20 protein-coding genes are annotated in these 25,523 nt (G+C 65.6%); 10 read left to right on the top strand and 10 right to left on the bottom strand.

All coding sequences use genetic code 11. The features are described 5' to 3' along the window. Window positions 1–20 precede the first annotated feature (20 nt). Window positions 21–428, bottom strand: a complete 408-nt coding sequence (locus ACZYVJ_RS06225) for a hypothetical protein (protein ID WP_463830221.1) — start codon at window positions 426–428, stop codon at window positions 21–23. Window positions 429–527: 99 nt separating this feature from the next. Next, window positions 528–1,406 (bottom strand): ribokinase, encoded by an 879-nt coding sequence (locus tag ACZYVJ_RS06220; protein ID WP_463830220.1) that lies wholly within the window; start codon window positions 1,404–1,406, stop codon window positions 528–530. A 154-nt stretch (window positions 1,407–1,560) separates the two neighbouring features. On the opposite strand from ACZYVJ_RS06220, the gene ACZYVJ_RS06215 reads away from it, so the two are divergent. The 10 genes from ACZYVJ_RS06215 to ACZYVJ_RS06170 all read left to right on the top strand — a co-directional run bounded on the left by ACZYVJ_RS06215 (window position 1,561) and on the right by ACZYVJ_RS06170 (window position 12,560). After that, a complete protein-coding gene (locus tag ACZYVJ_RS06215; protein ID WP_463830219.1) occupies window positions 1,561–3,753 on the top strand; it encodes an adenylate/guanylate cyclase domain-containing protein in 2,193 nt (730 codons plus the stop codon). After that, window positions 3,753–5,156, top strand: coding sequence for a mechanosensitive ion channel domain-containing protein (locus ACZYVJ_RS06210; RefSeq protein WP_463830218.1), 1,404 nt, complete (start codon window positions 3,753–3,755; stop codon window positions 5,154–5,156). Before ACZYVJ_RS06215 ends, ACZYVJ_RS06210 begins: the two co-directional genes overlap by 1 nt. Before the next feature lie 220 nt (window positions 5,157–5,376). Further along, window positions 5,377–6,636, top strand: a complete 1,260-nt coding sequence (locus ACZYVJ_RS06205) for a glutamate-5-semialdehyde dehydrogenase (RefSeq protein WP_463830217.1) — start codon at window positions 5,377–5,379, stop codon at window positions 6,634–6,636. A 37-nt stretch (window positions 6,637–6,673) separates the two neighbouring features. Next, the gene (locus ACZYVJ_RS06200; RefSeq protein ID WP_067829832.1) at window positions 6,674–7,549 is read left to right on the top strand and encodes an AAA family ATPase; all 876 of its coding nucleotides are present in this window, start codon (window positions 6,674–6,676) and stop codon (window positions 7,547–7,549) included. A gap of 10 nt (window positions 7,550–7,559) precedes the next feature. Then, window positions 7,560–9,008: a vWA domain-containing protein gene (locus ACZYVJ_RS06195; protein ID WP_463830216.1), complete on the top strand. Its 1,449-nt coding sequence runs from the start codon at window positions 7,560–7,562 to the stop codon at window positions 9,006–9,008. 249 nt (window positions 9,009–9,257) lie between these two features. After that, complete coding sequence (nadD, locus tag ACZYVJ_RS06190; protein WP_463830215.1) at window positions 9,258–9,926, top strand: nicotinate-nucleotide adenylyltransferase; 669 nt, start codon at window positions 9,258–9,260, stop codon at window positions 9,924–9,926. After that, window positions 9,923–10,318: a ribosome silencing factor gene (gene rsfS / locus ACZYVJ_RS06185; RefSeq protein ID WP_463830214.1), complete on the top strand. Its 396-nt coding sequence runs from the start codon at window positions 9,923–9,925 to the stop codon at window positions 10,316–10,318. Before nadD ends, rsfS begins: the two co-directional genes overlap by 4 nt. Beyond that, window positions 10,315–10,989 carry a glucosyl-3-phosphoglycerate phosphatase gene (gpgP, locus tag ACZYVJ_RS06180; RefSeq protein ID WP_463830213.1) on the top strand — a complete coding sequence of 225 codons (675 nt, stop codon included), beginning with the start codon at window positions 10,315–10,317 and terminating at the stop codon, window positions 10,987–10,989. Before rsfS ends, gpgP begins: the two co-directional genes overlap by 4 nt. Then, on the top strand, window positions 10,979–11,722 hold the full coding sequence (octT, locus tag ACZYVJ_RS06175) for a diglucosylglycerate octanoyltransferase (protein WP_463830212.1): 744 nt from the start codon (window positions 10,979–10,981) through the stop codon (window positions 11,720–11,722). Before gpgP ends, octT begins: the two co-directional genes overlap by 11 nt. A 4-nt stretch (window positions 11,723–11,726) precedes the next feature. Continuing rightward, window positions 11,727–12,560: a DegV family protein gene (locus tag ACZYVJ_RS06170; RefSeq protein WP_463830211.1), complete on the top strand. Its 834-nt coding sequence runs from the start codon at window positions 11,727–11,729 to the stop codon at window positions 12,558–12,560. 30 nt (window positions 12,561–12,590) lie between these two features. On the opposite strand, the gene ACZYVJ_RS06165 is transcribed toward ACZYVJ_RS06170, so the two are convergent. The 8 genes from ACZYVJ_RS06165 to ACZYVJ_RS06130 form a co-directional block, all read right to left on the bottom strand. Next, the gene (locus ACZYVJ_RS06165) at window positions 12,591–15,518 is read right to left on the bottom strand and encodes an MMPL/RND family transporter (RefSeq protein ID WP_463830210.1); all 2,928 of its coding nucleotides are present in this window, start codon (window positions 15,516–15,518) and stop codon (window positions 12,591–12,593) included. Then, a complete protein-coding gene (locus ACZYVJ_RS06160) occupies window positions 15,515–15,943 on the bottom strand; it encodes an MmpS family transport accessory protein (RefSeq protein ID WP_463832866.1) in 429 nt (142 codons plus the stop codon). The genes ACZYVJ_RS06165 and ACZYVJ_RS06160 overlap by 4 nt, the downstream gene beginning before the upstream one ends. 177 nt (window positions 15,944–16,120) lie before the next feature. Then, entirely contained in the window at window positions 16,121–17,179 is a 1,059-nt protein-coding gene (locus tag ACZYVJ_RS06155; protein ID WP_463830209.1) for an NAD(P)H-dependent amine dehydrogenase family protein, read from the bottom strand. A gap of 70 nt (window positions 17,180–17,249) precedes the next feature. Next, complete coding sequence (locus ACZYVJ_RS06150) at window positions 17,250–17,900, bottom strand: GAP family protein (protein WP_463830208.1); 651 nt, start codon at window positions 17,898–17,900, stop codon at window positions 17,250–17,252. 34 nt (window positions 17,901–17,934) lie between these two features. Further along, window positions 17,935–19,671 carry an AMP-binding protein gene (locus tag ACZYVJ_RS06145; RefSeq protein ID WP_463830207.1) on the bottom strand — a complete coding sequence of 579 codons (1,737 nt, stop codon included), beginning with the start codon at window positions 19,669–19,671 and terminating at the stop codon, window positions 17,935–17,937. A gap of 48 nt (window positions 19,672–19,719) precedes the next feature. Continuing rightward, entirely contained in the window at window positions 19,720–20,850 is a 1,131-nt protein-coding gene (gene pe, locus ACZYVJ_RS06140) for an acyltransferase PE (RefSeq protein ID WP_463830206.1), read from the bottom strand. Window positions 20,851–20,906: 56 nt separating this feature from the next. After that, window positions 20,907–23,930 carry an MMPL/RND family transporter gene (locus ACZYVJ_RS06135; RefSeq protein ID WP_463830205.1) on the bottom strand — a complete coding sequence of 1,008 codons (3,024 nt, stop codon included), beginning with the start codon at window positions 23,928–23,930 and terminating at the stop codon, window positions 20,907–20,909. A gap of 121 nt (window positions 23,931–24,051) precedes the next feature. Beyond that, window positions 24,052–25,473, bottom strand: a complete 1,422-nt coding sequence (locus ACZYVJ_RS06130) for a condensation domain-containing protein (protein ID WP_463830204.1) — start codon at window positions 25,471–25,473, stop codon at window positions 24,052–24,054. Between the last annotated feature and the right edge of the window lie 50 nt (window positions 25,474–25,523).

Here is a 25,523-nt window from a genome sequence, read left to right as displayed (position 1 = left end):
CGGGCCCCGAGCATTCGGACTCAGGCCTTGGCGCGGCGCCAGCCCTGGTACTGCAGTTCGGCGAACACCAGCGTGTACACGCCGGCCGCCAGGTTCAACACCACGCCGGTCGACGTCAACGGGAAGACGTCGGCGAGCACCAGCACGATTGCGGCCACCGTGTACGCCACGTTCGCGATGATGACGGCCATGCCGGCGCGCCGCACCGACGGCAGGGTGGCCAGCCCGAACACGACCACGCCATAGGCGATCAAGAACGCGCCCATGCCGTATTCGAACGCCTTCGTGGTGCCCGAGATGTCGGCGAGCCAGCCGGCGAACGGCATACCGGCCAGGCCGACCAGCCCGCTGATGGCGGCGTCGGCCCGCATGGCAAGGCGAAGCAAGCCGTCCCGGGTACCCGTGCGGTCAATCGTGGTTGCGGACATGATGTTCCTTTCTCGATGGCGATTGCGATCACCACCGACGCTGCTCGCGAACCACTGCCAGATCGACGCCAGGCGCTGCCAAACGCTGCCAACCGCAGGTCAGGACGCGTCCCGCAGCGCCTTGTCGATCGCCCTGGAGTCGGGTGCGCAATCACCGGCGCCGGTGACCAACGTCGCCAGCGCGCCGGCTGCGCAGGCACGCTGCAACGCGAGCCGCCGTCGATCCGACGAGCCCGGATTGGACGGCCAATTCGCGGCCAGCACGCCGGCGAACACGTCGCCGGCCCCGGTGGTGTCCACCGGATCCACTGCCGGGGCCGGCACGGTGTACTCGCCGTCCGCACCGACGTAGCGGGCGCCCTGCGCGCCCAGCGTGATCACAAAATGATCTGGACGCCAAGGCCATTCCTCGGCTTCGTCTTCGTTGGTGATCACCACGTCCGCCGCGGCCGCCAATTCGCCCAACGACTGGGGGTCCTGGCCGGCAGGCGAAGCATTCACCACGACGATCGCCCCCGCCGAACGCGCGTGTTGCGCCGCCGCGACAGCCGTGTCCACCGGAATCTCCAGCTGGGTCAACATCACATCGCAACGTGCGACGACCGCGCGCGCACGGTCGTCGGTCAGCGTGAAACGACCGTTGGCGCCCGGCGCGACCACGATGGTGTTCTCGGCGTTCGCGTCGACCACCACGATGGCCGTGCCGCTGGGACCGGGAATTTCGACGGCGCCGTCGAGCCCGACACCGTTGGCCTCGAGGTGCGCGCGCAATTGTTCGGCGGCCGCGTCATCGCCCACCGCCCCGACGAACTGCACCTGCGCGCCCGCGCGCGCCGCTGCCACCGCCTGGTTGCCGCCCTTGCCGCCGGGGGCCTGAGTCAACGACGACGCCAAAACCGTTTCGCCAGGCCGCGGAAGAGCGTCGACACCCAACGACAGATCGAGATTCACGCTGCCCACTACACAAACCCCAGCCATGGCGCCGACGTTAGTCGCGACGGGATGGCACAGCACACCAGGGGCACCGGCACTTTCGCCGCCGAATCGCGTCACGGCAAACGCCGAATAACTCGATGTCCGCACGATATTCTGCTGCGTTAAGGGTGCTGGATCCCAAGAAAAGGGGCGAGCGTTGACCACGAGCGAGCTGACGGACGCTGAACCCCATATCGATCCCGAGCCGGTCCAACCGGCGACCAAGCGCCTGCGCCGGCCTGCCCTGGCCCGATTCCGGTTCGGCATCCAGTCCAAGATCCTGGTCACCATGCTGCTGTCGAGCATCCTGGGCGTGGCGGTGATCGGCGCCATCGGGGCGGTGTCCGGGCGCAACGCGCTGCGCCAGGTCGAGTCCGAACGCCTGATCGAGATGCGCGAGTCCCAAAAACGCGCGGTGCAGGCGCTGTTCCGCGAGGTGTCGAATTCGCTGGTCGTCTACAGCGGAGGCTTCAGCGTCAACGAGGCGCTAACAACCCTGGCCGCGGGCTTCGGCCAGTTGGCCAATGCCACGATCTCGCCCGTCCAACAGCAGTCGCTGGTCAACTACTACGACAACGACATGATCAAACCGATCAAGCAAATCACCGGGGACACCATCGACATCAGGGCCGTCCTGCCAAGTTCCAACGCGCAGAAGTACGTTCAGGCGAATTACACCGCCGCGCCTCGGGCCAACCCCGACGCGCTGCCCGTCCAGGACGCCGGCGACGGCAGCGCCTGGTCGGCGGCCAACGCGCGCTTCGACTTCTACATGCGTGGCATCGTCACCCGGTTCGACTATCGGGATGCGCTGCTGTTGGACATGCAGGGCAACGTCGTCTACAGCGTGCAGAAGGGCCCCGATCTCGGGACCAACATCCTGACCGGCCCCTATCGCGAATCGAAGCTGCGGGACGCATACCAGAAAGCTTTGGCGTCCAACGACCTCGACTTCGTCTGGATCACCGACTTCCAGCAGTACCAGCCGGCACTCGATACGCCCACCGCGTGGGTGGTGTCACCGATCGGCATGAACGGCAAGTTCGAAGGCGTGATGGCGCTGCCGGTGCCGGTCGCGAAGATCAACAAGATCATGACCGCCGACAAGCACTGGGACGCCGCCGGGATGGGACCGGCGACCGAGACGTATCTGGCCGGCCCCGACGACCTGATGCGTTCCGATTCACGAGATTTCATCGAGGACCCGAAGGCGTACCGCCGCTCGGCGATCGATGCGGGCACGCCGCCCGACGTGGTGGACCGCGCGATCCGGCTGGGCACCACCACCCTGGTGCAGCCGGTCGACACCGCCGGGCTGCGCGCCGCCCAACGCGGGGAGATCGGCGTGGTCAGCGCCACCGATTACCTGGGCAACAGGGAGCTGGAAGCCTATGCCCCCCTGAGCATCCCCAATTCCGACCTGCACTGGTCGATCCTGGCGACACGCGACAACTCCGACGCGTTCGCCCGCCTGGGCAGGTTCAGCAAGACGCTGGTGGTCGCGGTCGCCGCAATGATCTTCGCCATCTGTGTGGCCTCGCTGTTCGTCGCGCAGGCCGCGGTGCGGCCAGTCCGGCGTCTCGAAGAGGGCACCCGAAAGATCAGCTCGGGTGACTACGAGATGAACATCCCGGTCCGACGGCGCGACGAAATCGGTGATCTGACAGCGGCGTTCAACGAGATGAGCCGCAACCTGGCGATCAAGGAAGAGCTGCTCAACGAGCAACGCCGGGAAAACGACCGCTTGCTTCTGGCGTTGATGCCCGAATCGGTGCTGCAACGCTACCGCGAGGGCGAGGAGACCATCGCCCAGAAACATCAGAACGTCGCCATCGTCTATGCCGACATCGTCGGCCTTGACGAGTTTTCCAGCAACGTGCCGGAAGACGAATTGGTCGGCACCGTCGACGATCTGTTCCGGCAATTCGATTCGGCTGCCGAAGCCCTTGGCGTGGAACGGATTCGCACGTTCCACAACGGCTATCTGGCCAGTTGCGGGATGGTCACCCCCCGGCTGGACAGCATTCACCGCGCCGTCGACTTCGCCCTGGAGATCGGCCGCATCATCGACCGATTCAACAGCCAGGCCTCCCATCAGCTGGGTCTGCGGGTTGGCGTGAACACGGGCAACGTGGTGAGCGGGCTGGTCGGCCGCTCCAGCCTGGTGTATGACATGTGGGGCGGCGCGGTCAGCCTGGCGTATCAAATGCACAGTGGCGCACCGCAACCGGGCGTGTACGTCAGTTCGCAGGTGTACGAGGCGCTGCGGGACGTTCGGCAGTTCACGCCCGCCGGCACCATCTCGGTCGGCGGCGCCGATCAGGCCATCTACCGATTGCTGGAGCGCTGATGAACCTCTTCAACTCGACATGGTTCTACTGGGCGATCGGAATCGCGGTCGGACTGCCGCTCGGGTTGATCACTCTCACTGAGCTGCACGACGCACTGCTGCGCCGGAACAGCCCGCTGGCCCGACAGGTCGGCCTGCTGCGCAATTACCTGCTGCCGCTCGGTGCGCTGTTGCTCCTGCTGGTCCAGGCCTCGCAGGTTTCGGCCGGCAACGTTCCGGTGCGCGTCCTGACCACGCTGTTCGGCCTGCTGGTGCTGGTGCTCGTGCTCTCTGGTCTCAACGCGGCGATGTTTGAAGGTGCACCCGAAAAGAGTTGGCGCAAAAGGCTACCCACCATCTTTCTGGACTGCGCCCGGTTCGCGGTGATCGGTGTCGGCCTGGCGGTGATGTCGTCCTACATCTGGGGTGTGCGCATCGGCGGCATCTTCACCGCGCTGGGCGTCACGTCCGTCGTCATCGGTCTGATGCTGCAGAACTCCGTCGGCCAGATCGTGTCCGGCCTGTTCGTGTTGTTCGAACAGCCCTTCCGTCTCGATGAATGGCTGGACACCGGCACCGCCCGTGGACGCGTGGTCGAGGTGAATTGGCGCGCCGTACACATCGACACCGGCAGCGGCATTCGGGTCATGCCGAACTCGATGCTCGCCAGCACCGCGTTCACGAATCTCAGCCGCCCGCCCGGCGCACACAAGCTGGCGGTGACGACGATTTTCTCCAGCGTCGACCCGCCGGACCGGGTGTGTGCGCTGCTGTCGCGGATCGCGCAGGGGTTGCCGCAGCTCATGGCCGGCACCGTGCCGCGCACGGTGCCGGTGGGCGCGGGCGAGTACCGCACGAGCATCGGCCTAAACTCACCCGCGGACGCAGGCGCCGCCAAGGCCACGTTCCTGCGCTGGGCCTGGTATGCGGCCCGCCGGGAGGAATTGCACCTCGACGACGCCGACGACGACTTCTCCACCGTCGAACGGGTGGAGCACGCGTTGCACACGGTGGTGGCGCCGGCGTTGCGGATCGGAGCCGAGGAGCAGCGAACGCTACGCTCGGCGGCGCGGATCGTCCGCTACGGCGCCGACGAGGTGGTGGAGTACGCCGGCCAGGTGCCCACCACCATGACGTTCCTGGTCTCTGGGCGCGTGCAGCTGACCGCGACCGCCGACGACGGATCCCTGGTGCCGATCAGCACGCTGCTCGAGGGGTCGTTCCTGGGGCTCACGGCGCTGACCCGGCAACCGAACCTGGCCAGCGCCTACGCGCTGGAAGAGGTGACCGCGCTGGAGATCGACCGGGAACACATCGAGCACCTGGTGACGCGGGCGCCGCTGTTGTTGCAAAACTTCGGCACCATCATCGAAGAGCGGCGCAGCAAGGTGCGCAGTGCGCGGCGCGGTGAGCGGGTGGGGTAGTGGCGATCGCGAGCGCGGCGGTGCCGGGCGAAGCGGGTCGCCACCATCGGGGGTAGTGGCGATCGCGAGCGCGGCGGTGCCGGGCGATGCGGGTCGCCACCATCGGGGGTAGTGGCGATCGCGAGCGCGGCGGTGCCGGGCGATGCGGGTCGCCACCATCGGGACAAGCCCCCAATCGGGTCGGCTCACCCGGGGTTTTGCCGCCCGATACCCTGGTTCAATGAGTCTGCAAGCACCATCGCTTCCTGACTTGCGCCAGGAGGTGCACAACGCAGCACGCCGCGCGCGGGTTGCGTCGCGTGTCCTGGCGTTGCTGCCGACGGTTGCCAAGGATCAGGCACTGCGTTCTGCGGCCGACGCGATAGCCGCGCACACCGATTTGATCCTGTCGGCCAACGCCGAAGACCTCGATGCCGCCCGGGCCGCCGGCACGCCTTCCGCGATGCTCGACCGGCTGGCTTTGGACGCCAAGCGCGTCGAGGGCATCGCCGCCGGCCTGCGTCAGGTCGCCGGCCTGCCCGACCCGGTCGGCGAGGTGTTGCGCGGCTACACGCTGCCCAACGGGCTGCAGCTGCGCCAGCAGCGAGTTCCGCTTGGCGTCGTCGGCATGATCTACGAGGGCCGGCCCAACGTAACCGTCGACGCCTTCGGGTTGGCGCTGAAGTCCGGCAATGCCGTACTGCTGCGCGGAAGTTCGTCGGCGTCGCGGTCCAACCAGGCGCTGGTGCAAGTACTGCGGGCGTCGCTGGTCAGCGAGGACCTGCCCGCCGATGCGGTGCAACTGCTTTCGGCCGAGGATCGCTCCACGGTGACGCATCTGATCCAGGCCCGTGGCCTGGTCGACGTTGTGATTCCGCGCGGCGGGGCGAGCCTGATCGACGCGGTGGTTCGCGACGCGCAGGTGCCCACCATCGAGACCGGTGTCGGCAACTGTCACGTCTACGTGCATGAAGGCGCCGACATGGATGTGGCGGAGCGAATCCTGCTGAATTCCAAGACCCGTCGGCCCAGTGTCTGCAACGCCGCCGAGACACTGCTGATCGATGTCGGGATCGCCGAGGAGGCGCTGCCGCGGCTGGTGACCGCCCTGCAAGACGCCGGCGTGACCGTGCACGGTGGATTCTCCAAGGACGCGCACGAGGACGACCTGCGTCGCGAGTACTTGTCGATGGACATCGCGGTGGCGGTGGTCGACGGCATCGACGCCGCGATCGCTCACATCAATGAGTACGGCACCGGACACACCGAGGCCATCGTGACCACCAATATGGCTGCGGCGCAGAAGTTTACGGACGGCATTGACGCTGCCGCGGTGATGGTGAACGCGTCCACGGCGTTCACCGATGGTGAGCAGTTCGGCTTCGGCGCCGAAATCGGCATCTCCACCCAGAAGCTGCATGCCCGTGGCCCGATGGGGCTGCCCGAACTGACCTCGACCAAATGGATTGCCTGGGGAGACGGACAAACTCGTCCGGCCTGATATCCCCCGTGGAGCAAGTGTTTTAGGAGAACCGATTGTGAGTGTGCCCGCCCGGCCCAAGCCGTTGTTCGACGACATCGACGACGTCTCGCGGCGGTTGGCCGAGACCGGCTACCTGCCCGACACCGCCACCGCGACGGCGGTGTTCCTCGCCGACCGGCTCGGCAAGCCGTTGTTGGTCGAAGGCCCAGCCGGCGTGGGCAAGACCGAGCTGGCCCGCGCCATCGCCCAGGCCACCGGCTCGGGCCTGGTGCGCCTGCAGTGCTACGAGGGCGTCGACGAGGCGCGCGCGCTCTACGAGTGGAACCACGCCAAGCAGATCCTGCGCATCCAAGCCGGTTCGGGGGACTGGGACCAGACCAAGGACGACGTGTTCAGCGAGGAGTTCTTACTGCAGCGTCCGTTGCTGACCGCCATCCGGCGCACCGAGCCCACCGTGCTGCTCATCGACGAAACCGATAAGGCCGACATCGAGATCGAGGGCCTGCTACTGGAGGTGCTGTCGGACTTCGCCGTGACCGTTCCCGAGCTGGGCACGATCACCGCCGAGCGCACGCCGCTGGTGGTGCTGACCTCCAACGCCACCCGCGAACTCTCCGAGGCGCTTAAGCGTCGGTGCCTGTTCTTGCACATCGACTTTCCCAGCCCCGACCTGGAACGCCGCATCCTGTTGTCCCGGGTCCCCGAACTGCCCGCGCACCTGGCCGAGGAGCTCGTTCGCATCATCGGCGTGCTGCGCGGCATGCAGCTCAAGAAGGTGCCGTCCATCGCCGAGACCATCGACTGGGGCCGCACGCTGCTCGCGCTGGGCCTGGACACCATCGACGACGCCGTCGTCGCCGCCACGCTGGGTGTGGTGCTCAAACACCAGTCCGACCAGCAGCGCGCAACCGGCGAGCTACGGCTGAATTAGGACGACTGCGATGGCCACCCGCCGTATCCGTCCCTCCCGGCCGCTCGCCCCGCACGGGCTGCCGGGTCACCTGGTGGGATTTGTGGAAGCGCTTCGCGGGGCAGGGATTTCGGTCGGGCCGTCGGAGACGGTGGACGCCGGGCGGGTGATGGCGACGCTCGGCCTGAGCGACCGCAAGGTGCTGCGCGAGGGCCTCGCCTGCGCCGTGCTGCGCCGTTCGGATCACCGCGAGACCTACGACGCGATGTTCGACCTGTGGTTCCCCGCGGCGCTGGGCGCTCGCGCGGTGGTCAGCGACGACGAGGCCGACGACTCGCGGGACGACGACGCGCTGCCGGCCGACGACGTCGAGGCGATGCGCCAGATGCTGGCGGACCTGCTGACCGAGAACCCCGACCTCGCCGAGATGGACGAACGCCTGGTGGCGATGATCGCCCAAATCGTCGAGGCCTACGGCAAATACACTTCCAGCCGCGGCCCGTCGTTCTCGTCGTATCAGGCGCTCAAGGCGATGGCGCTGGACGAACTCGAGGGCAAGCTGCTGGCCGGGCTGCTCGCCTCGTACGGCGAGGAACCGACCCCCAGCCAGGAGCAGATCGCCAAAGCGCTTGCTGCGCAGCGGATCTCCCAGCTACGCAAGCTGGTTGACTCCGAGACCAAACGGCGCACCGCGGAACAACTTGGCCGCGATCACGTCCAGATGTACGGCATTCCACAGCTTTCCGAGAACGTGGAATTCCTGCGGGCCTCCGGTGAGCAACTGCGCCAGATGCGCCGGGTGGTGGCCCCACTGGCCCGCACGCTGGCGACCCGCCTGGCGGCGCGGCGCCGACGCGCCCGGGCGGGGTCGATCGATCTGCGCAAGACGCTGCGCAAGTCCATGTCCACCGGCGGCGTGCCGATCGACGTGGTGCTGGCCAAGCCGCGCCCGGCGCGGCCGGAACTGGTGGTGCTGTGCGACGTGTCCGGTTCGGTCGCCGGCTTCAGCCATTTCACCCTGCTGCTGGTGCACGCTCTGCGCCAACAGTTCTCGCGGGTTCGCGTGTTCGCCTTCATCGACACCACCGACGAGGTCACCCACATGTTCGGCCCGGAGGCCGACCTGGCCGTGGCCATCCAGCGGATCACCCGGGAGTCGGGCGTTTACAGCCGCGACGGCCATTCCGATTACGGCAACGCGTTCGCGTCGTTCGTGCAGGCGTTCCCCAATGTGCTGTCCCCGCGCACCTCGCTGTTGGTCCTCGGGGATGGCCGCACCAATTACCGCAATCCGGAGATCGAGTTACTGACCCACATGGTGACCGCCAGTCGGCACGCGCACTGGCTGAATCCCGAACCGAAGCATCTGTGGGGCAGCGGCGACTCGGCGGTGCCGCGCTATCAGGAGGTCATCCCGATGCACGAGTGCCGGTCCGCCAAACAGCTGGCCGCGGTGATCGACCAGCTGTTGCCGGTGTAGGGGCGCGGGCCCCGCGTCGTTTCACACCGGCCACACGCGTCTCCGTCATCGGGGGTGTTGCTGGTGCCCGCCTCATAGCGACAACTACGGGCCGCTCGGAGGCCCGGCGGCGGCGACACCGATTTATCAGCCATTTGTCGCTATGGGGCGGGCACAACACATGCCGCTCGGTGCAGAGGCTGATGTGGCGCATGTGACCGACGCCTGGGAAATCGGCTCGTAACCCCGGCTCAAGTAAGCTGGCAAATCGTGCAAAAGCAGCTTCGCAGGTTAGGAGTGATGGGTGGGACGTTCGACCCCATCCATTACGGCCACCTGGTTGCCGCCAGTGAGGTCGCCGACCTGTTCGACCTCGACCAAGTGGTGTTCGTGCCCAGCGGGCAGCCCTGGCAGAAGGACCGGCACGTCTCCGCCGCCGAGGACCGGTATCTGATGACGGTGATCGCCACCGCGTCCAACCCCCGTTTTTCGGTGAGTCGGGTCGACATCGACCGCGGCGGCCCCACCTACACCAAGGACACGCTGCGCGACCTGCACGCCCTCAACCCGGACTCCGAGCTCTACTTCATCACCGGGGCCGACGCGCTCGCCTCCATTCTGTCGTGGCAGGGCTGGGAGACGGTGTTCGACCTGGCGCGGTTCATCGGGGTCAGCAGGCCCGGCTACGAACTGCGCCGGGAACACATCACCGGGGTGCTCGGCGAGCTGCCGGACGACGCCCTGACGCTGGTCGAGATCCCGGCACTGGCCATCTCCTCGACCGATTGCCGGCAACGCGCGGCGCAGCGCCGGCCGCTGTGGTACCTGATGCCCGACGGGGTGGTGCAGTACGTCTCCAAGCGCCGGCTCTACCGCGACGACGAGGAGCTGCCGGTGATCGTGAACGAAACACGCCTGAGCACAGGGGAACACCCATGAGCGCCACCCAGGAGGCCATCGACATGGCGACGGTGGCCGCAGGCGCCGCCGCCGCGAAGCTGGCCGACGATGTCGTCGTCATCGACGTCTCGGCCCAGCTGGCCATCACGGACTGCTTCGTGATCGCCTCGGCGTCCAACGAGCGACAGGTCAACGCCATCGTCGACGAGGTCGAGGAGAAGATGCGCAAGGCCGGCTACAAGCCGGCGCGCCGCGAGGGCACCCGGGAAGGCCGCTGGACGCTGCTGGACTATCGCGACATCGTCGTTCACATTCAGCACCAGGAAGACCGCGACTTCTATGCCCTGGACCGGCTGTGGGGCGACTGTCCGATGGTGCCGGTGGAGCTGGACGAGAGTCCCGGGAACTCCGAAGGCTCGGGCGCGCAATGAGAATTCGTCGTCTGATCATGTTGCGGCACGGGCAAACCGAGTTCAATGCCGGCAGCCGGATGCAGGGCCAGCTGGATTCCGAACTGAGCGAACTCGGGCGGGCGCAGGCGATCGCCGCGGCCGAGGTGTTGGGCAAGCTGCAGCCGCTGCTGATCGTGTCGTCGGATCTACATCGTGCCTACGACACGGCGATCAGGCTGGGGGAGGTGACCGGTCTGCCGATTCGGGTGGATCGGCGATTGCGGGAAACCCATCTTGGTGACTGGCAGGGATTAACCCACACCGAGGTCGACGCGCAGGCTCCGGGCGCGCGGCTGGCCTGGCGCGAGGACGCCACCTGGGCGCCGCACGGCGGCGAGAGCAGGGTCGACGTCGCGGCCCGCAGCGTGCCGTTGGTCGCCGAACTGGTGTCCGGCGAGCCGGAATGGGGCGACCCCGACGGGCCGGATCGCCCGGTGGTGCTGGTAGGCCACGGCGGCCTGATCGCGGCGCTGTCGGCCGCGCTGCTGAAGCTTCCCGTCGGCAACTGGCCGATTCTGGGTGGCATGGGCAATGCCAGCTGGGTGCAGTTGTCCGGACACAACGACGATCCTGCCGACGAATTCGATAGCATCCGTTGGCGTCTGGATGTGTGGAACGCTTCGGCGCAGGTGTCCAACGATGTCCTCTGAACGACGGCCCAAGCCCACACTGCTGATTTTCGCCGACTCGTTGGCCTACTACGGTCCGACCGGCGGTCTGCCCGCCGATGATCCCCGGATCTGGCCGAATCTCGTTGCGGCGCAACTGGGCTGGGATGTCGAGCTGATCGGCCGCATCGGTTGGACGTGCCGCGACATCTGGTGGGCGGCGACCCAGGACCCGCGGGCCTGGGCGGCGCTGCCCAGGGCCGGCGCGGTCATCTTCGCCACGGGTGGGATGGATTCACTGCCGTCGGTGCTGCCGACCGCGCTGCGCGAGCTGATCCGCTACGTGCGGCCGCCCGGGCTGCGGCGCTGGGTTCGCGACGGCTATGGCTGGCTGCAGCCCAGGCTCTCGCCGGTGGCCCGATCGGCCCTGCCCCCGCACCTGAGTGCGGACTACCTCGAACAAACGCGTGGCGCAATCGATTTCAATCGCCCCGGCATCCCGATCGTGGCCTCGCTGCCGTCCGTGCACATTGCCGACACCTACGGCCGGGCGCACCACGGGCGCGCGGGGACGGTGACCGCGATCACCGAATGGGCGCAAAACCACCAGGTGCCCCTGGTCGACCTCAAAGCCGCTGTCGCCGAGCAGATTATGAGTGGGCGCGGCAACCCCGACGGCATCCACTGGAATTTCGAGGCTCACCAGGCGGTCGCGGAGTTGATGCTCAAGGCGCTCGCCGAAGCCGGCGTGGCGAACGAGAAGCCCCGCGGGTAGCGCCATGACTGTCGTGGTGGTGACCGACTCGTCGGCACGTCTGCCGGCCGACCTACTCGAAAAGTGGGGGATACGCGTCGTTCCTCTGCACATCCTGCTCGACGGCCACGATCTGCGTGACGGTGTCGACGACATTCCCGGTGACATCTACAAGCTGGCGGCCACCACCGCGGCGGCCACTCCGGCCGAACTGGCCGACGTGTACCAGCAGGCGCTGACCGACAGCGGCGCCGACGGGGTTGTGGCCGTGCACATTTCGTCGGCGCTGTCGGGCACGTGTCGAGCCGCCGAACGCACCGCCGCGGACCTCGATCCGAACGTGCGCGTCGTCGACTCCAAGTCGGCCGCGATGGGCACCGGCTTCGTCGCGTTGGCCGCCGCACGCGCCGCCGCCGACGGCAAGGACGTCGACGCCGTCGCCGACGCCGCGCGCGCGGCCGTGGAGCGCGGGCACGCCTTCATCGTGGTGCACCGCCTGGACAACCTGCGCCGCAGCGGACGCATCGGCGGCGCGAAGGCCTGGCTGGGCACCGCGCTGGCACTCAAGCCGCTGCTGCGCATCGACGACGGCAAACTCGTTCTGGCCCAACGGGTGCGCACGGTCAGCCATGCGACGGAGGCGATGATCGGCCGGGTCTGTCAGGTCGTCGGCGACGGCGCCGCAGCCCTGGCGGTGCACCACGTCAACAACCCGGACGGTGCCCGTGAGGTGGCCACGGCGTTAGGGGAGCGCCTGCCGGCGTGCGAGCCGGCGATCGTCACCGAGCTGGGGCCGGTGCTCGCGCTGCATGTCGGTGCGGGTGCGGTCGCGGTGAGCGTGGCGCTCGCAGACAGCTAGCCCGGCGACGTTGGAGCCCGCATCGCGGGGTCAGGAGGAGCTGGGCACTGGAACCTGGGTGGCGCCTACCGGCCGTCGCGCGTGGTCACCGCGCGGGTGCACCACCTGTGGCCACCAGAACCACCGTCCGAGCAGGGTGGCGATGGAGGGCATCAGCAACGTGCGCACGATCAGCGTGTCGAGCAGCAGACCGATGCAGACGGTCGAGCCGAATTGACCCAGCACGCGAAGATCGCTGCCCAGCATGGATGCCATGGTGAACGCGAACACCAGACCCGCGGCCGTCACCACACCACCGGTGCCGGCCATCGACCGGATGATTCCCGTCTTGAGCCCGCGATGGATCTCTTCGCGGAACCGGGAGACCAGTAGCAGGTTGTAGTCGGATCCGACGGCCAACAGGATGATGACCGACAGCGCCATCACGATCCAGTGGATCCTGATGCCGAACAGATCCTGCCAAATCAGCACGGACAGACCGAAAGACGCCGCGATCGAACTGGCCGCGGTGCCGACGATCACCAGCGCGGCCACCACACTCCGGGTCAGCAGCAGCATGATCATGAAGATCAGCGTCAGGGCCGACACCACCGCGATCATCAGGTCGTATTTCTCGCCGTCGGCCATGTCCTTGAACGTCGCGGCGGTTCCGCCGAGATACACCCTGGCATCCGACAGCGAGGACTGCTTCAACGCCTCCTGCGCGGCGGTGCGTTCGGCGTCGACCCGCGCAATGCCATCTGGCGACATCGGATCGCCCTGATGGGTGATGAAGAACCGCGCCGACTTACCGTCGGGCGACAGGAACATCCGAAGACCCGTCTGGAAGTCGGGGTTGTCAAAGGCTTCCGGCGGGAGATAGAAGAAGTCGTCGTTCTTCGACGCGTCGAAGCTTTGTCCCATCACGATGGCGGTGTTGCTCATCGCCTCCATCTGGTCGATCATCGCCTTGAACGTCTGGTACAGCGTCAGCGTGATGCCCCTGGTGGTCTTCAGGGTGGTGATCAACGTGGGAAACAGCGCGGTCAGGTCGCGTGAGGCTTTGGCGGTGTGCGCGATGTCGGTCGTCAAATAGTGGAACTGCTCGGCCAGTTGGTCGAACCCGTCGAACGTGTCGAAGAGGGACCGCAGCCCGATGCACACGGGAATGTCGTAGCAGTGCTTCTCCCAGTAGAAGTACGTGCGGACCGGCCGGAAGGTGTCGTCGAAATCCGCGATGTGGTCGCGCAGGGTGTCGGTGATCTGCGACGTCACCGCCGTGGTCTTGGCGCTGTCGTCGGCGGCGTTGGCCAGGTCCAGCGACACCTCGTATTGGCGCTGCGTGGTGTCGATCTGGGTTTGCAGGTCATCGGCCATCTTCAGGATGTCGTTCATGCGCTCCTTGAGAAAGCCCATGTTCTGCATCGTCGTCTGGCTTTGGACGCTGTTCTGGAACGGAATCGAGCTGTGCTGAATCGGAATGCCCAGTGGCCGCGTGATGTCCTGGACCATGGCGATGCCGAGCGTGCGCATCTCGTTCTTGGCCACCCGGTCCAACACCAGCATGTCCGCCGGGTTGCGCATGTCGTGGTCGGACTCGACCATCAACAGGTCGGGGTTCATCCGGGCCTCGGAGAAATGCCGATTCGCGGCCTCTTGCCCTTGGTTGGACGGGGCGGACAACGGCAGGTAATGGCGGTCGTTGTAGCTCGTGTGGAAGCTCGGCAGCGCGATCATGCCGACCAGCACCACCGCCGCGCTGACAGCCAAAATCGCTGCGGGCCAACGTACTACGGCGGTGCCGACCCGGCGCCACAGCCGGCCACGCTTGGCCTGCTTTTCGAAGAGGTGGAAGCGACTGCCGACGAAGACCACCGCGGGGCCCAGCGTCAGGCCGGCCAGCACCACGACCAGCATGCCGATCGCCACGGGCGCGCCCATGGTGTTGAACCACGGCAGCCGCGAAAAACTCAGGCAATAGGTCGCGCCCGCAATCGTCAGGCCCGATCCCAAGACGACCGGGGCGACGCCCTTGAATGTGGTGTAGTACGCGGTTTCTCGATCCTCGCCCTCGGCCAACGCCTCCTGATAGCGGCCGAGGAGGAAGATGCCGTAGTCCGTTCCCGCGGCGATCGCCAGCATGGTGAGGATGTTGGCGGCGAAGGTGGTGAGCCCGAATGCGTTGTGGTACGCGAGAACCGCGACGACCCCGCGCGAACAGGCAAGCGCGACAAACGTCATGAACAGCTGCACGAGCGTGGTGACGATGGACCGGTAGACCAGCAGCAACATGATCGCGATCGCGCCCAGGGTGAAGAGTGTGATCTTGGCCAGGCTGGCGTTACCGATGATGTGCATGTCGTCGGACAGCGCAGCGGGACCGGTGACGTAGGCCTTCACACCGGGGGGCGCCCTGTTCTCGTCGATGACCTTGCGGACGGCGTCCACGGACTCGTTGGCCAGCGTCGTGCCCTGGTTACCGGCGAGGTTCACCTGGACATAGGCGGCCTTGGCGTCGGCGCTCTGAGCGCCCGCGGCGGTCAGCCGGTCTCCCCAGAAATCCTGGATGTGCTGAATGTGCTTGGGGTCCTGGCGGAGTTGGCGAATCAGCTTGTCGTAGTACTGGTGCGCGTCCGGGCCGAGCGGGTGCTGGCCCTCGAGCACGATCATGACGGTGCTGTTGGAGTCGAACTCGTGGAAGTTGTGGCCCAGGCGCATCATCGCCTTCATCGACGGCGCGTCCAGCGGTGTCATCGGCGCCGAGTGCGCCTCGCCGACCTTTTCCAGGGTGGGAACGACGACGTTGACCAAGACCGTGATGGCCACCCAGCCCAAAATGATCGGTATCGCGAAGATGCGGATCGCATGGGGAAGGTAGGGCCGGTGGCCGCGCTCGGCCTTGGACAGACCCACCGTTTTGATCGGACCGGTGTCGGCCGCGCTCAGGTCGCGCTCGGTCTTGTTGCTCGTGTTGCTCATGCGGACTTCACCAGGCAGAAGGTCTGGGCGTTATGGCCGTTGGAGTTCTGGTTATCGCGGACGACGCCGTCCACGGTGATCTTGCAGCTGATCGTGCTGCCGTCGCTTTGCGCCATGATGTTGGCGCTCACCGAGGGCAGGGTGGTCGAGATGGTGGTCGTCCAGGGCAGTGGGGCGTTGTTGATCTGGTGCGTGTTGGCGTTTTCGTCCCAGTAGTTGATGTTCGCCGTGGTACCCGGGTTGCCGGATATTTCGTACACGACGACCTTCGGGTTGAACTGCACGATTTCGATCCCCTTGCCGGCGTTTGCGTTGAGATCTTCCGAGCCGAAGATCTTGTGCAGCCGCGACACGATCAGCGCCGAGATCGCCAGAACGACCACCAGCAGCAGCGGGATCCACCCTCGTTTCAGCACGCGGGTCACAATGCCGGGGCGGGGACCTGAGTCCGGACTAGCCACCACCTGACCGCCTTCCGCAAGCTCACCAACCGTCGCCGACGACACCAATGTCAACGGAACATTTGCTCAGTTGGGGATACTAACCTTAGTGCACGCAAGCGTTCCTCCCGGGGCCGCCACTTGTGGCGAACGGCATAACCGCTAGCGGGCCAGCCGACCGGTGACCGGCGGCAAATCCGCCAGCGTCACGATCCCGGGCTCGGCGGCCACCACCGCCGGGACGGCATTGGTAACCGGCATCGCGGTGTAGATCATGCCCAATCCCATGAATCCGGGCTCGGTCCAATCCTTGGGCGGCAGGCAGTGCAACACGGTGCGCATGTTGGGCAGCCCGAACACCTGGATGACGTGTCCGTGCTCCAGGGGCTTGGGCGGGACGACGTGATTGCCCATGGTCCAGTTGAACCCGACGCTGACGACGTTGCGATCACCCACCCAGCCGCGGTGGTAGCCGTAGACGCTGCCGACCGTTCCGGCGGGAATCTTCATGAAGCCCAGATCGGAGTCATCGGTGGCCGCGGTGAACGTGACGTCGAACGTCATTTTGTCCAGCTTCGCCCCGATCGCGTCGGCCATCATCGCGGCCGATTCGGCGAAGACCTCACTTTCGCGCCTGACGTTCTCGGCGAGCCCCGGAGTATCGGGATCTTGCGAAAACCCCATGGCCGTCTGGGTTTCCGCTGACTCGTAGGTCGAGCAGTCGACCGACTCGGTGATCCGGATCTCGTCGACGCGCTCGCACGATGCGGACAGCACCATGCCCACCATGTTCGTCATGCCCGGGTGCGCGCCGCTGCCGAAGATCGTGGAATTGCCTTTCTGGCAGGCGTCTTCGATGCGTTTGCGGTCCTGCGGTGTCTGCTTTCCGCCGGTAATCCATGCGGCGCTGGTGCACACGTTGACTCCCGATTCCAGCAACCGCACCAGCTCATCGACGTTAGGCCACAACGGGTTATAGCAACACGCATCGGCGCCCAGGGCCAGCAGCGCGTCGATGTCGTTGGTCGCCCGCACCCCGGTCGGTTCCGGCCAGCCCGCGAGGTCGGCGGCGTCGACGCCGACCTTGTCGGCGCCATGCGCATACACCCCGGCCAGTTCCAGGTCGGGCCGTCCGATGATCGCGTGCAGCGAACGCCGGCCGATGTTCCCGGTCGTCCACTGGATCACCCGCAGTGGACGGTCTGTGCTTGCCTTGCTCATCGCGGCTCCTTTGCCGTGGGCGGTTTGGACTCATTATCGCCTCAGCGGTTACGCGGCCTTTGAGAAAGGGTCAAAGCCCGGCCGCGCCGACCGCAAGGAAAGTACAGCCGACCGCGCCCAGCACGAGTGCCACCTCGACGCGGCGACGCGATCGAATCCACTCGTGCAGCGCCGCCACCCACATGGCAGTTGCCTTGGGCGCCAGCAGATAGGCCAGCAGCGGAATTTCTATCAGCGCGAAGGCCACGGCGTTGAACATCAACAGCGCCGCGACTTGCGCCAGGGCCGTCGTCCCGGAGGTCAGAATGACGGCCAGCGCGGCAAGGTAGTCGACCGACGGCAATGCAATCCCGAGACCGGCGATCCCCGCAATCGACAGCGAATGCCGGCTCAGCAATCGCTGAACCGGCATCGCCAACCTTGTCTGCCGCGAGCCCAGCCGCGCGGGGAGATTCGCGGCCACAACTCCTGCGAACGCCAGCGCCAGGAGACCGACCAGAATCTGCACCTTGGGTAACGCGAAGTAGGTGGAGCCCGACACGCTACGTCGAAAGGCGAACAAGACCACCAGACCCACCGTCGTTCCCATGGCGAAACCGCCCGCCAGAAACACGAGCAGTTGCAGCGCCGGCCTGGGTCTGTTCAGCATGAGCACGGTCATGCCGATTCGGAACGGTTCGACGCTGACGGCAATGGCCATTACCAGGACAGTGACCAGCATCGGCATCGTGTAGGAGGCGCGCCCGCCGCCCGGCTCAGGCGTCCAACCGGGCGAATTGGTGCCGGCGATACTGCTCGACACAGGCGGCGCGCCGGATCTTGCCACTCGTGGTGGTGGGAATCGAGCCGGGCGGTACCAGGACGAGGTCTCCCACGTTCACGCCGTGCGCATTGGAAATCGCCGAGGTGACGTCCCGTTTGACGCAGGTCAGCGAATGCATGGCCTCCTCGGTGGAATCGCCTCGCTTCTTGAACTCGATGACGGTGACGAGCTTCTCGGTACTGTTCACCGGAACCGATATCGCCGCGACCCGACCACCGGTGATCTCTTGGACCGTCGCCTCGATGTCCTCGGGATGGTGATTCCGTCCACGAATTATCAGCAGATCCTTGATACGGCCGACAATGAACAACCCACCCTCATAGACGAAACCCAGGTCACCGGTTTTCAGCCACGGTCCCTCAGGGGCACGCGGCGACGGGTCGACGAGCGTCGCGGCGAAGCACCGCTGTTCCTCCGGCGGCTTGCGCCAGTAGCCGTCGGCCACGTTCGCGCCGTGGACCCAGAGCTCGCCCACCACACCCGGCGGGCACTCGCGATTGGTGTCGCCGTCGACGACTCGCAGTGTCGGTGATTGCGGCACTTCGTATCTCACCAGCGCGGAGCCGGTCCCGGCCGCGCACGGCACAGCGCGACCCGCGGAAAGCTCGTCGATATCAAAGTGAACCGTCGACGAGTCGCTCCAGGTGCCACTGGTCACGAAGACGGTTGCCTCCGCCAAGCCGTACGAAGGACGCATCATATGGTCCCGAAAGTCGAAGTGAGCAAACCGATCAGCGAAGCGGTGCAAGGTGGCGGGTTCGACGCGTTCGGCACCGCTGATGATGCCCAGCACCCCGCCGAGGTCGAGCCCGGCCAGATCGCGGTCACTCGTTTTGCGGGCCGCCAGGTCGAAGGCGAAGTTGGGCGCCGCCGACCACGACGACGTATTCGTGGCCAAAGATCGCACCCATCTGGCCGGCCGTTCCAAGAACGCGACCGGGCTCATCAGCGCGCCGCGCCAGCCGCCGAGGATCGGCGCGCAGACCCCCAGCACCAAACCCATGTCATGGTAAAACGGCAGCCACGAAACAATCGTGGTGTCCGACGGGGCTTTCATCTGCCGGTCGGCGAAGAAGCTGCGCATCAGCTGCTCGAAATTCGCCTGAAGATTGCGGTGCGAAATCATCACGCCGGCAGGAGTCCGGGTCGAACCAGAGCTGTATTGCAGATACGCGATGTCGGGCAAATCGGCTGCCGGAACGCTTGTTCCGCGATCGGCGTCCAGATTCATCGAATCGATTTCGACGATCTTCGGGACATCATCCAGGCATGCCCGATCGACATATTCGGCGACCTCTTCGGCGACCGCGGATGTGGTGAGAACGACCGAAGGAGACGTATCGGCGAGAACCGCGCTTACCCGCTCGTCGCTCGACCCGCGATGCGGCAACGGTAGCGGAACAGCGATGAGCCCGGCCTGCATGGATCCCAGGAACGCCGCAATGTAGTCAAGGCCCTGTGGCGCCAGGATTACCGCCCTGTCGCCGACCGACCCGTGCGGGCCGAGGTCGCCCGCCAGGTTGAAGGTCCGGCGGGACGCCTGCGACCACGTGAGACTCCGGGGAACACCCTCCGAATCGGTCTCGTAGTCGGTGAACGTGTACGCCACGTCGTTGGGCCGCAGGCTCGCACGTCCGTGCAGCATGGAGAGAATCGAGGATCCAGGCATTGGCGTCACACTTCGTCCGTACTAGTTAGTCGAATCCGCAGATCGTGGTCAGTGGTCAGTTTGGCTTGCACCGTGCGACAGCACGGACATCGCACCACTGACGATCTGCGAGAGGGGGTCGGCGCCGCCGCCGAAGGTTGCCTGGTTGGTCGGTGCGGTGACTTCCGCCGGGTCGAAGCCGTGCACCGGGTCCACCTGGACCGGAGCGGTCGACGGGTCGTCGTTTCGTGAGTATCCGGCGTTCACCCGGGGAGTCAGGATTGCGTCGAGCTTGTTCAGCGTGCCTTCGTCGATCCCGACGTACTTCAGCGGCATGACCAGCGGGAGGTGCTTTTCCGGGACCATGATCGTCGTGTCTTTCGCGCCCCTGGAATTGATGGTCGTCCTGATGTTCTGTGGCGGCACCATGCTCGGGTTCGTGAAGGCCACCGCGGTGTGACCGGTGGCGAGACCGAAGAGCGTGTTGGCCAGAGCGAACATGTTGTCCGGCCGGTCGGGGAAGTCCGCGATCGAGTCGTACGCAGCCACGAACCTGTTTGTGTCGTACTGGCTCTCGTACGGCGGTGGCATGGTGTAGTCGAGCGCGGGAACGACGCTGCCGACCGGGAACATGGCGGTCAGGAAGCTCTGACCGAAGGCGTGACGCCCGATCGGGTCGCCGAAGGTGGCGAAGTTCAGTTTGTCCGGCGGGGGAGCAGTCGGGTCATTTGCCAGCCGGGCCTGCTCACCATCGACCACGAACCCGCCCTCAGACAAGCCGATCGCCGTGCCGGGCCGACCCGTCTTGATCGCCGCATCGAGGTTGTTCACCCCTACGTCGACCGACTCGCCGACGCTGGGGCCATCCAGACCCAGGCCTGGTAACAGCTTGTCGCCGGCCGCGCCGATGCCCGGGAAGAGTCGCTCCAACACGTGACCCTGGACCTGCCCTGCCGGATAGCGCACGATCTCACGCTTCTGGCCGGGGAACCACTGGGCACCCTCCTGGCGGATGTACTCGTCGTAGGGGATGCCCAGGACGTGAGCGCCGCCGAGGGCGAACGCCGTCTGGTCGCCCGGCGCCCCCGGGGTCGGCGGACCGCCGATGGGCGCCTCGTCAGCCGTCGCGGTATTGACGCCGAAACATCCTGTGGCAGCTACGGTTAACAGCGCCGTAACTCCCGCGAGTAGTTTCTTCATCCCTACTCCTGACCGCTCGAATTCGCTTGTAGTCTCACATACATCATGTGCAGGTGCTAACCCGGCTGTGGTTCGGCGCGTCCGTCCGGTGACCTTAACGCCGGCCGCCGCACGCCCGCTGACGCACCCGCTCGGGAGGGCCACCAGTTCGCCCTTCCGACCAGCGCGGCGATGGCGGGAACCGTGATGGTGCGCACCAAGAAGGTGTCCAGCAAAATTCCCACCCCGATCACGAAACCGCCCTGGACCACGGTGCTGATGCTGGAGAACAGCAGACCGCACATCGAGGCCGCGAAGATCAGACCTGCGGCAGTGATCACGCCGCCCGTCGAACCCAGGGTTCGGATGATGCCGTAACGCATGCTGTGTCCAGACTCCTCTCGCATCCGCGAGACGAGCAGCATGTTGTAGTCGGCTCCCACCGCGACCAACACCACGAATGCCAGCGGCGGCACGCTCCAATGTAATTGCTGGCCGAGCATGTATTGGAATACGAGCACGCCGATACCCAACGCCGACAAATATGAAATGACCACGGAGGTAACCAGATACAGCGGCGCAACTATCGCTCGCAGCAGCGCGATCAAGGTCAGTAGCACGACCAAGAGGGTTGCCGAGATGATGAACCGGATGTCGTGCTGGTAGTAGTCACGCGTGTCCTTCAGAGCGACGGTGTATCCCGCCATCGATACCGTGGCGTCGGCCAATGCGGTATTCGGTTGGGCCCCCCGGGCGGCCGCTTCGATCGCGTTGACCTGATCCATCGCTTCGGTGCTAAACGGATTGAGTTTGGTCTGCACCAGGTACCGCACGGAGTGGCCGTCCGGCGAGATGAATGCCTTGGCGGCCTTCTGGAACTCCGCCAAGTGCAGCAGCTGGGGCGGGATATTGAAGCCGGCCATCGCCGGTTGCGCCGCGTCGCGTTTCAGCGATAGCAGAAACGCCGCCGACTCGTTGAGCCCGCTACCGAGCTGTTTGACTTGGTCGACGACTTGAGCCACCGCGTCGGCCACTTGGCGGCTCCCACCGGCGAATCGGTTTGCACCGTCTTGCAGGGTGTTCAGGTTCGCCTGCAGGCCACCGGGTTTGTCCATCCCCAGCGAATGCAGCACGTTGGTGAGCTTCGCCAATGCGGCACGCAGGCGGTCCGCCGACGCCTTCAGGTCCCGTTTGTCCGGGTATTCCTGCAGTTGGTGAGCCAAATCGTTGATCGCGTCGAGGTCTGCTTGATCGCGTGCACCAACCAGCTGCTCGAACGTTCCGCGAGTGGCGGTGCACGACGGGTCGACATCGCATCTCGGGTTGCCCTGCAGCGCCGCCAGCACCGGCCCTATCCAGGCGAACAAGTTCTTCGCCGCTGAAAAATTCCAGCCCATGGAATTGCTGAGCGCGTTGACATGGTCCACCAGCTGGGCCGCGATGTCGACCTCTTTCACCAGCGCGTCGCCGGTGTACTGATTCTTCGTCGACGAGAAGGCTTGCTCCACTTCTTGCACGCTGGCCGAGAGTTGGACGACCTGCCCCCGCATATTGCCGAGGTTGTCGGCCAACGTGCCGGCCCCGTCTACCAGCCGGTTGAGGTCGTTGGTGTGGTCCTTGATCAGAGTGGATCCGTCGGCCAGCAGGGTGCCGATGGCGCCCGCTTGATAGGTGGCTCTGAATTGTTCTGGCACATTCCCGGTGGGACGCGTAATACCGCTGATTGCAGCAACATTCGGCAATTGGCTGACCCGGTCTGCCATCTGTTCAAGGTCTGCGAGGGCCTTCGGCGTACGAAGGTCATGCGGTGATTGGACGAGGATGTACTGCGGAATGGACTGATTCACCGGGAAGTGGCGATCCAGCGCCGTGTACCCGATGGAGCTTGGAGCGGAAGACCGCAGGCCCTTGCGATCGTCGTAGTTATAACGCACCAGGCCCGCGCAGCTGGCCAGGATGATCAACACAAGCAGGCTGGCAATCAGGTTTACCTTCGGTCGCCGCACTATGCGAACGCCCGAACGCCGCCAGAACCGCGCGGTCAGCTCGCGCCGTGGCTCGACCCAGCCGCGGCGCCCCGCAAGCAGCAAAACCGCCGGCAGCAACGTCATCGCCGCGAGGAATGCCACACCGATCCCGATCGCCGCCGAGGCCCCGACCGTTTTGAACACTCCCATCCGGGCGAAGCTGATCAGGAGAAAAGTGACCCCGACGGTGGCGGCGGATGCGGCGATCACTTTTCCGATCGAGAACATTGCGCGCTTGATCGCCTCATCGGAATTCGCACCGGACCGCAAATAGTCGTGATACCGGCTGATGAGAAAGACCGCGTAATCCGTTCCGGCGCCGGCCATTATGGCGCTCAGGAAGACGACGGACTGGTTTGAGACACCCGAGCCGGTCAGTTGGGAGTAGCCCGCTACCACCGCCTGCGCGATCACCAGGGATATCCCGATCGTCAGCAACGGCAGCAGCATCGTGACCGCGCTGCGGTAGATCACCAGCAAGACGATGAGCACCAGAACCGCGATCGCCAACTCGATTGGCATCCGATCCCGCGCGCCCGAGACCGTGAGGTCGGCGACGGTCGCCGCGGGGCCGGTGAGGTGTGCCGTCAGCGGCGTGCCGCTGACGGCGGTGTTGACGATGTCGCCGATCCGGTTGAAAGCGGCGTACGAGCGGGGAGTGCCCAACTCGCCCGCAACGCCGACCGGCAGCACCCACGCTTTGTGATCCTTGCTGGTAACGACCGAGCGCAACGCGGGCGTGCTGACGAAGTCCTGCAGCATCAGCACATCGCGCGTGTCCCGGCGCAGTGCATCCGCCAATTTGGCGTAAGCGGCGTCGTCGGCGGGCCCGAGCCCCTTTTCGTCGGTCAGGACCACTAACAGGAGGTTTTCTGAGCCCGATTCGTGAAACGCCTCGGTCATCTTCCGAGCGGTGACGCTCGATGGCGCATCGGCGGGCAGGATAGCGAGCGGATGCTTCTCGGCCATCTCGCCCAGCGATGGAAAAGTCAGCGGCAGGGCCACCGCAATCGCGACCCAGATCCCAACCACTGCCCAGGGCCACCGCACCACGAAATCGGCTAGCCGTCGCATACTGCCCTCATCATCGCCGGTCGGCACGGTCGGGTGCGGCCGCCTACGACGCTCGGACGCACTCGCCCGAGCCCGGTCAAACCACGCAACTTCGCCTCACGAACCATCGAAGTGCTCCACGCTACGCGACGCGTCCCCAACTCCCGCTGTCGGCGACCCGCCCGCAGACCGACCTCATCGCCTGCAGGTAGCGGACAACTGATTTTCGGGCGATGGGGTTGTCCGGATGCATGATCGCCATGACCGTCCCCTCCCCGTACCTGAATATATAAATTGTCAGCTGATATGAATATCGGCCGTCAGGGTAGATGCCGATATTGTTCGCAAGCCCCAGATCGGCCGCGGCAAGAATGGCGTTGAGCGGAGCAGCGCCGCCATGAAAGAAATTCGACACGGGGAAGTTCGGTCCCGGCCAGCGCAACCACGGCGCCAGCTCCAGCACGCGGTAGTAGGGAACTTTCGCCATGTCCAGATTCGAATCGAACGAAGCCTGCGCCGCCCACGCGGCATCACCGAAAGAGGCCGCTGCTATGGGCACCGTGATGGGAATCAAACCGGTAAACCAACCCTGCGTCATGAAATTGTCGGTGGCTTTGCGGGAATCTCTGGGAGTGAGTCCGTAATACGTGAGAGCACCGGTGAATTCGTGCTCCACCAGCGCGAGGCAGGCGAACAGGCCACCCACGAAGCGCGCGCCGGCAGTCGCGCAGGCCGATTCGAATCGCTCCGTCTGTGCCGCGTCCATCAGGAGCTCCGAGGTCATGTCGCTGCTACTGGACTCCCGTGGGTTGCCCAGCGGGAGCGGGAACTCGGGAAAGCCGCCGTCATTGTTCTCGGCGAAGTCAATCCACGCGCGCACCTCAGGCGAATCCACGGTCAGCGTGGACGTGTACTCGCGTTCGCGGGTACAGAAATCATCGAAGCTTCCGGCATCGGGAAGAACAAGAGCCTCACCGCCTGCGCTCAAGGCCGAATACATGCCGTTGGCTTCCATCATCGTGGTGCCGATCAACGTCGCGTCCCCGTGGACATGATCCATTGCGGCAAAGAAAGTGAAGTGGCCTTCCCTCTGGACAATTCCGAAGGTGAAGCAGCCCCACTCCAGTGGGCTCGGTATGGCCACGACGTGAGCGTGTATTTCGTCAGCCGTCATCTCGCCGTGTTCGATCGGCGCGAATTCGATATCAACAGGATCACTGACGGTATGCCTGATGAACTCGCCGTTGCCGGTGTGCTCGAACCAGCTGCGGAACGTGTCATGCCGCCGCAGGTAGGCGTTGACAGCGTGGTTCATGGCAGGGACGTCGCACGTCCCGGGCACTTCGCAGGTAGCGATGATCTGTCGGGAGAAATTCTGCCCCGCGGCCGTTCGTTCGCAGTAATTACGAAGGTGCTGGCCCTGCATGTAGCTGACCGGCACAGAGCTCACCGGCGCTTTTCGGACCTTTTCGCTGGCCGCGGCCGTCGGGTGCCAGGAGATGACCGACCCCGGGGTCAGCGTCCAATCACCGAGTGCGCCGATCGTAATTTTCCCGATGCGCAAAACTTCGTCCTCCTCGGTTTGAAACGACCACGGCCACCCTGGCGGCGAGA

It is taken from the genome of Mycobacterium sp. IDUB_3, from assembly GCF_055419585.1.
This window is presented reverse-complemented; position numbering and strand designations above follow the sequence as displayed.